The following is a 6721-nucleotide window of genomic DNA, read 5'->3' as shown; positions in this document are numbered from 1 at the left end:
GGGTGGGGGCGTGCGGCACGTTTGGGGCGGCGTTTGGTGGGGACCTGCTGCGGGACGCTTCTGCTCCTTCTCGCCGTGGCCGTCACCAATACGGAGGACGCGCGGCGGTCCGAATCCGGGTCGGTTACCGCGCACCGGATTGGCCGGCGGCGAATTCGGGCATACAGCGCGGTGATGAGGAGAGGGGGACAGGATGGCCGACGTGACGAACGTACGTACCTCCCGTAACGGGAGCGAGCCGTCCACCACCGAGTTGGTCCAGCGGGCGGCCGAGCAGGTATCCCGTCTGGTCCGGGACGAGCTCATGCTGGCCCGCGCCGAGTTGACGCAGAAGGGCAAGCACGCCGGCATCGGCATCGGCCTGCTCGCCGGCGGCGGCGCGCTCGCGTTCTTCGGTCTCGGCGCGCTGATCACCGCCGCGATCCTGCTGCTGGCCCTGGTGCTGCCGGCGTGGGCGGCCGCCCTGATCGTGGCGGCGGGAGTGTTCCTGCTCGCCGGCGTGTTCGCCCTGGTCGGCAAGCAGCAGGTCGCCCGGGCGGTCCCACCGGTGCCACAGGCGACCGTGCGCAGCCTGCGGGCCGACGTCGACGTGGTCAGCGCGGCGGTCAAGGACGGGAGACGGGCATGACGCGCAACGGCACCGGCGACACCGAGGCACTGCGGGAGGAGATCCGGCGTACCCGGGTCGAACTGGGCGAGACGATGGAGGCGCTGGCCGCGAAGGCCGACGTCAAGAAGCGGCTGAAGTCCTCGGCGGATCAGGCCCGGGAACGGATGCGGGAGCAGGCCGTGCTGACCGTCGCCCGGGTCCGTGGGCAGGCCAGCCTCACCCACGGTCCGATGCGGGGACGGGCCGCCGGGACGCGGCGGGGACCGGCGCCCTTCGTCGCCCTCGCGGCCGGCGCGGTCGTTGCCGCGGTGGTGCTGGTGATCATCCGAGGGAGGCGTGGGTGAACAGGGGGATCGGTAAGGCCGCCTACAAGCCGGTCGGCGTGGTCATGGGCATCGCCGCCGGTGCGGTCGCGGGCGCCATCTTCCGCCAGGTGTGGAAGGTGGCCGCCGGTGACGGCGAGGCCCCGAGCGCGACCGACGAGAACCGCCGCTGGGCCGAAATCCTTGCGGCGGCGGCGTTGCACGGTGCCATCTTCGCCGTGGTCCGGGCCGCCGTGGACCGGGGCGGAGCCCTCGGCGTACGCCGACTTACCGGTCGCTGGCCGGACTAGTCACGGCCGAAACGGTTCCGGCACGCACGCCCGCGTTGCCCGGCGAGGTGGCCTTTCGCCTTGGCTCCCGCCTCCACCCAGCGGATCTGACGCATCCGTCAGGTCACATGTCGGAGAATTTCGTCGGGTAGGCTGTGCAGAGTTTTTGCGTACGTGGTTTGCTGTTCCACGCTGTTGCGAGATGGCGTGGGTTGAGAGAAGTCTCCTTCACCGGGGGCCGCCTCAGGCGCCGCTGCTCGAAAACGGCCAATCGGCCGCACGGCGTGCTCGGCCGCCAGTTTTAGAAGGAGATACACATGGCGCAGGGAACCGTGAAGTGGTTCAACGCTGACAAGGGCTTCGGCTTCATCACCGTCGACGGCGGGGGTGCTGACGTGTTCGTCCACTTCTCGGCCATCCAGTCCAGCGGCTACCGCACGCTGGAGGAGAACCAGCGGGTGGAGTTCGAGATCGCCCAGGGCCAGAAGGGTCCGCAGGCCGAGCAGGTCCGCCCCCTCTGAGCGCATCGGTCGGCGACTGCCGGCCCATTGCAAGGCAGTCCCCCGAATCGGTGTGAAGCCCCGCGTTCCGACCGGACGCGGGGCTTTTCCGCATCCCGGCCCGGGCCGGTGGTCGCGCCGGTACGGACCCGGGCCGCCGGGACAACCCCGGCGGCCCGGATCAGCGTCGGTTGCGGGCGCGGACGCCGAGCCAGAGCAGGGCCAGGCCGACCAGCGCCAGCACCGGGCCGAGCAGCGCCCAGATCCGCTGGTCGGTCATCACGCTGCCGTCGACATAGCCGAGGCCCTGCACCGTCCACACCGCGCCGACGACCACGGCCAGCAGGCCGAGGGTGAGGCGGAACCAGCCGTTCATCGCGACCTCCCTCTCCTGTGGCCCACCGGCCGGCGCGCCGTTCACCACCGGTGGTGGACCTGTGGGCGGATCAGCTCGTCGTAGACCGCCGTCACCTCGGCCAGTTCCTCTGTCGACAGTGGTGGCTGGCCGCCGACGGCGGCGTTGCTTCGCGCCTGCGCCGCGTCGCGCGCCCCGGGGATGACCACGGTGACTCCCGGCTGGTCGAGCACCCAGCGCAGCGCGAACTGGGCCATCGTCCGGTCGTCGCCGACCAGCGGCGCGAGCCGACGGACGGCGGACAGCCCCAGGTCGTAGTCGACGCCGGAGAACGTCTCGCCGACGTCGAACGCCTCACCGTGCCGGTTGTACTGGCGGTGGTCGTCGGCGGCGAAGGTGGTCCGCTCGTCGTACCGGCCAGAGAGCAGGCCGCTGGCCAGCGGGACGCGGGCGATGATGCCGACCCCGGCGGCCGAGGCGGCCGGCAGCACCCGGTCGAGCGGCTTGTGGCGCAGCGCGTTGAGGATGATCTGGACGCTGGCCACCCCGGGCCGGGCGATCGCGGTGAGCGCCTCGTCGCAGGTCTCCACGCTGACGCCGTACGCGGCGATGCGCTTCTCGGCGACCAGCGTGTCGAGGGCGTCGAAGACCGCGTCGTCGGCGAAGACCACCGTCGGCGGGCAGTGCAACTGCACGAGGTCCAGTGTGTCCACCCCGAGGTTCGCCCGCGACCGGTCGGTCCACTGGCGGAAGTTGTCCAGGGTGTACGCCTCCGGCGTCTGCGGGACGCGGCGGCCCATCTTGGTCGCCACGGTCAGCCCGGCGGCGGGGTGGGCCGCCAGGAAGCGCCCGATCAGCCGCTCGCTGCGTCCGTCGCCGTACACGTCGGCGGTGTCCAGGAAGGTGATGCCGGCCTCGACGGCGGCGGTCAGCACCGCCATGGCGTCGTCCTCGGTGACCGTGCCCCAGTCGGCGCCGAGCTGCCAGGCGCCGAGGCCGACCACGCCGGCCTGTCGGTCCAGGCGGGGGAAGGTGCGTTGCTCCATGCGTGTGAGCCTAGTGACCTTCCTTGCCCAGTCCAGGGGCGGCCCGTACGGTAAACAAGACGGACGTACGGTTTGTTGATGGGGAGGCGTGATGTGGGATCCGACGACGTACCTGCGCTACGGCGACGAGCGCTCCCGGCCGTTCCACGACCTGCTCGCCCGGGTGGCCGCCGACCGGCCCCGGACGGTGGTCGACCTCGGCTGCGGCCCCGGCACCCTGACCGCCACCCTCGCCGACCGCTGGCCCGACAGCCGGATCGTCGGGCTGGACTCCGCACCGGAGATGATCGCGCGGGCCGCCGCGCTGGACGCCCCGGTCACCTTCGGCCTGGCCGATGTCCGCGACTGGCACCCCGAGCCGAGCACCGACGTGGTGGTCAGCAACGCGGTCCTGCAGTGGGTGCCCGGCCACCGCGAGCTGCTCACCCGCTGGGCCGGTGAACTGCCCACCGGGGCCTGGCTGGCGATGCAGGTGCCCGGCAACTTCGACGCCCCCTCGCACCGCGCGCTGCGCGAGGTCGCCGGGCGCCCGCCGTGGCAGGCGGAGCTGGCCCCGCTGCTGCGCGCCGCGCCGGTCGCCGACCCGGTCGACTACGCCGAGTCCCTGGCCACCGCCGGCTGCGCCGTCGACGCCTGGGAGACTACCTACGTGCACCTGCTCCCCGCCCGTCCCGACGCGGACCACCCGGTGTTGACCTGGCTGGAGGGCACCGCGCTCCGCCCGGTCCGGGCCGCGCTGGACGCCGCCGGCTGGTCCGCGTTCCGGGCCGCCCTGGGGGTACGCCTCACCGAGCTGTACCCGGTGCGGCAGGGGCAGGTGTACTTCCCGTTCCGACGGATCTTCGTCGTCGCCCGCGTTGGCGCCCGCGCCCAGGAGAGCTCGTGACCGATCTGCGTACCTTCATCGCCGGACTGCCCAAGGTGGAACTGCACGTGCACCACGTCGGCTCCGCCTCGCCCCGGATCGTGGCCGAGCTGGCCGCCCGCCACGAAGGGCGCAGCCCCGTCCCGGCCGACCCGCAGCTGCTGGCCGACTACTTCGCCTTCCGCGACTTCGCCCACTTCATCGAGGTCTACCTGAGCGTCGTCGACCTCATCCGCGACCAGGAGGACGTCTGGATCCTCACCCACGAGGTGGCCCGGGAACTGGCCCGCCAGCAGGTCCGCTACGCCGAGCTGACGGTGACGCCGTACTCGCACGTCAAGCGGGGCATCCCCGCACCGGCGTTCTGCGAGGCGATCGAGGACGCCCGCAAGCGCGCCGCCGCCGACTTCGGCATCGAGCTGCGCTGGTGCTTCGACATCCCCGGTGAGGCGGGCCTGCCGGCGGCCGAGGAGACGCTGCGGATCAGCCTCGACGAGCGGCCCGACGGGCTGGTCAGCTTCGGCCTGGGCGGCCCGGAGATCGGCGTGCCCCGGCCACAGTTCAAGCCCTACTTCGACCAGGCCCGGGCGGCGGGACTGCGCTCCGTGCCGCACGCCGGGGAGACCACCGGCCCGCAGACTGTCTGGGACGCGCTGCGCGAGCTGGGCGCCGAGCGGATCGGCCACGGCATCTCCGCCGCCGAAGACCCGCAGCTGCTCGCGTACCTCGCCGAGCGGCAGATCGGGATGGAGGTGTGCCCGACCTCCAACGTGCGGACCCGGGCGGTGGCCCGGATCGAGGAGCACCCGCTGGCCCGCCTGATCGAGGCCGGGCTGCTGGTCACCATCAACTCCGACGATCCGCCGATGTTCGGCACCACCCTCAACGACGAGTACGCGGTGGCCGCCCAACTGCTCGACGCCGGCCCGGCGCAGCTGGCCGAGCTGGCCCGCAACGCGGTGACCGCCTCGTTCCTCGACCCCGCCGGAAAGCAGCGGATCAGCGCGGAGATCGACGCCTACCTGGCGGCCCCGGCCGGCTGACCTCGCCGGCTCGCACGGGTCCCGTTGTGCGGGCCGAGGCTGGGGCGGAGTGGCGCGCGGCGGGAGGAGGTGTGGGGGGACCGTGTCTCCCGCCGCGCGCACGGCTCCACCGGCAAAGTGCGCTGGGAGCGGAGAGCCGGTGGAACTGCTGGGTTCGAAGCTGATCCTGGCAGCCGGACCGGGCTGGTGGGCCGGCGTTAATCCGGATCTAAGGAAGACTTGTGCCGCGCCACAGCCCGGACCACCAGCTCGCGACCGGGCCCGCGGCGGGCACCGCACGGACAGCGCTCAGCTGTCGGCCGGGCGCTGCCGGGGCCAGCGGCGCCCGCTGCTCTTCTGCTCCCGGGCCATCCGACCCACCAGGCCGAACCGGCTGATCTGACGCGGCGTCGCCTCCGGATCGGCGAGCAGCATCACCACGCTGGCCCCGCCCAGCCGGGCCCGGTCGATGCTGACCGAGCCGTTGGCCTGCAACGCCACCCGCTTGGCGATGTCCAGCCCGAGGCCGGTGGAGCCCTGGTCACTGGCACCGCGGCGCAGGGCGCGGTCCGGGTTGGCGATGCCGGGGCCGGCGTCGTCGATCCGGATCGCCACGTACCCGTCGCGCCGGGAGACCGCCACCTCGAACGCGGCGCCCTGCGGGGTGTAGCGGAACACGTTGCCGATCACCGCGTCCAGCGCGGCGGCCAACTCGGCCCGGGGCACCGGCGCGGGGATGCGCAGCTGGGCGCCGCTCACCCGGTGCGGGCGGTTCTGGTCGCCCGCGAGGGCCGCCCAGAACACCATCCGGTCGCGGACGACCTCGCTGACGTCGCACATCGCCGGGGCAGCCTCCGTGGCGACCGCCTTGCGGGTGGTCTTGATCAGCACGTCGATCTCACCCTCCAGGGTGACGATCGCCTGCCGGATCCGCCGGATGCCGCGCCGGTGGTCCAGCTCCGCCTGGCTGAACGAGCCCACGCTGGTGTCGTCGGACTCCAGCGCCTCGGCGTCCAGCCGCAGCACGGTAAGCGGCGTCCGTAGCCGGTGCGACATGTCCGCCACCAGTTCCCGCTCGTCGGTGCGGGCGGCGACGAGTCGTTCCGTCATCCGGTTGAAGGCATGGCCGGCCTCGGCCAGTTCGCGCGGGCCGCTCGGCTCGACGTGCACGCCCAGGTCGCCGTCGCCCACCGCGAGCGCCGCCTCGACCAGTCCCCGGGTGGCGTCCACCGTGCGGGCCGCGACCCGGTCCACCACCAGCACCGCCGCGCCGACCAGGGCGACGGCCACCCCGGCCAGCAGCAGCCACCGGCCCCCGCCGCCGGCGTCGAGCGCGGTGTCCGGGACGAAGACCTCCACCACGGCCGTCCGGTCGCCGAGCACCACCGGGTCCAGCCGCAGCACTCCGCCGTCGACGTCGATTACCAGGGACCGCCCCTCGGAGCGGGCCCGGTCCAGCTGTGTCGGGTCGGCCCGCCCGGCGGTGGAGTCCACGCCCAGCCCGTGCACGACCGGGCGGGTCGCCGGGTCGGCACCGCTGGCCTCGATCGCGCGGGTGACCACGTCCGGCTTGGTGCTCACCGCGAGCGCCCCGGTCACCAGCGCGCTGCGGCGGGCCGCGTCCGCGATCGCCTCTTCGCGGGTCTGCCCGCCCAGGCTCAGCCCGAGCGGGATCAGGAAGGCCAGCGCCAACAGGGCGCCGGTGCCGGCCGTCAACAGGGCCAGCGACCT

Annotated in this window: 9 protein-coding genes; 6 read left to right on the top strand and 3 right to left on the bottom strand. The window is 73.3% G+C overall.

The window, feature by feature from the left end; translation table 11 throughout:
- Positions 1-193 precede the first annotated feature (193 nt).
- From C1I95_RS04200 to C1I95_RS04185, 4 genes are all read left to right on the top strand, one after another.
- Entirely contained in the window at positions 194-628 is a 435-nt protein-coding gene (locus C1I95_RS04200; RefSeq protein ID WP_111212427.1) for a phage holin family protein, read from the top strand.
- The gene (locus C1I95_RS04195) at positions 625-954 is read left to right on the top strand and encodes a DUF3618 domain-containing protein (protein WP_111212426.1); all 330 of its coding nucleotides are present in this window, start codon (positions 625-627) and stop codon (positions 952-954) included. The genes C1I95_RS04200 and C1I95_RS04195 overlap by 4 nt, the downstream gene beginning before the upstream one ends.
- Positions 951-1223 carry a DUF4235 domain-containing protein gene (locus C1I95_RS04190; RefSeq protein ID WP_111212425.1) on the top strand — a complete coding sequence of 91 codons (273 nt, stop codon included), beginning with the start codon at positions 951-953 and terminating at the stop codon, positions 1221-1223. Before C1I95_RS04195 ends, C1I95_RS04190 begins: the two co-directional genes overlap by 4 nt.
- Positions 1224-1519: 296 nt before the next feature.
- Positions 1520-1723, top strand: coding sequence for a cold-shock protein (locus tag C1I95_RS04185; RefSeq protein ID WP_013732668.1), 204 nt, complete (start codon positions 1520-1522; stop codon positions 1721-1723).
- Between the two features lie 160 nt (positions 1724-1883).
- On the opposite strand, the gene C1I95_RS04180 is transcribed toward C1I95_RS04185, so the two are convergent.
- Positions 1884-2126, bottom strand: coding sequence for a hypothetical protein (locus C1I95_RS04180; RefSeq protein ID WP_199523599.1), 243 nt, complete (start codon positions 2124-2126; stop codon positions 1884-1886).
- Positions 2120-3103, bottom strand: a complete 984-nt coding sequence (locus C1I95_RS04175; RefSeq protein WP_111212424.1) for an aldo/keto reductase — start codon at positions 3101-3103, stop codon at positions 2120-2122. Before C1I95_RS04175 ends, C1I95_RS04180 begins: the two co-directional genes overlap by 7 nt.
- A 91-nt stretch (positions 3104-3194) precedes the next feature.
- Between C1I95_RS04175 and C1I95_RS04170 the strand changes: the two genes are divergently transcribed.
- Positions 3195-3989, top strand: a complete 795-nt coding sequence (locus tag C1I95_RS04170; RefSeq protein ID WP_111212423.1) for a trans-aconitate 2-methyltransferase — start codon at positions 3195-3197, stop codon at positions 3987-3989.
- The gene (locus C1I95_RS04165) at positions 3986-5011 is read left to right on the top strand and encodes an adenosine deaminase (protein WP_111212422.1); all 1026 of its coding nucleotides are present in this window, start codon (positions 3986-3988) and stop codon (positions 5009-5011) included. Before C1I95_RS04170 ends, C1I95_RS04165 begins: the two co-directional genes overlap by 4 nt.
- A gap of 288 nt (positions 5012-5299) precedes the next feature.
- Here C1I95_RS04165 and C1I95_RS04160 read toward each other — a convergent pair whose 3' ends face one another.
- Positions 5300-6706, bottom strand: a complete 1407-nt coding sequence (locus C1I95_RS04160; protein WP_199523598.1) for a HAMP domain-containing sensor histidine kinase — start codon at positions 6704-6706, stop codon at positions 5300-5302.
- Between the last annotated feature and the right edge of the window lie 15 nt (positions 6707-6721).

Origin of the sequence: Micromonospora craterilacus, assembly GCF_003236315.1 — a bacterium.
Classification (GTDB): Bacteria; Actinomycetota; Actinomycetes; order Mycobacteriales; family Micromonosporaceae; genus Micromonospora; species Micromonospora craterilacus.
Note: the sequence above shows the minus strand (reverse complement) of the source record. Positions and strands in the feature narration are given on the sequence as shown.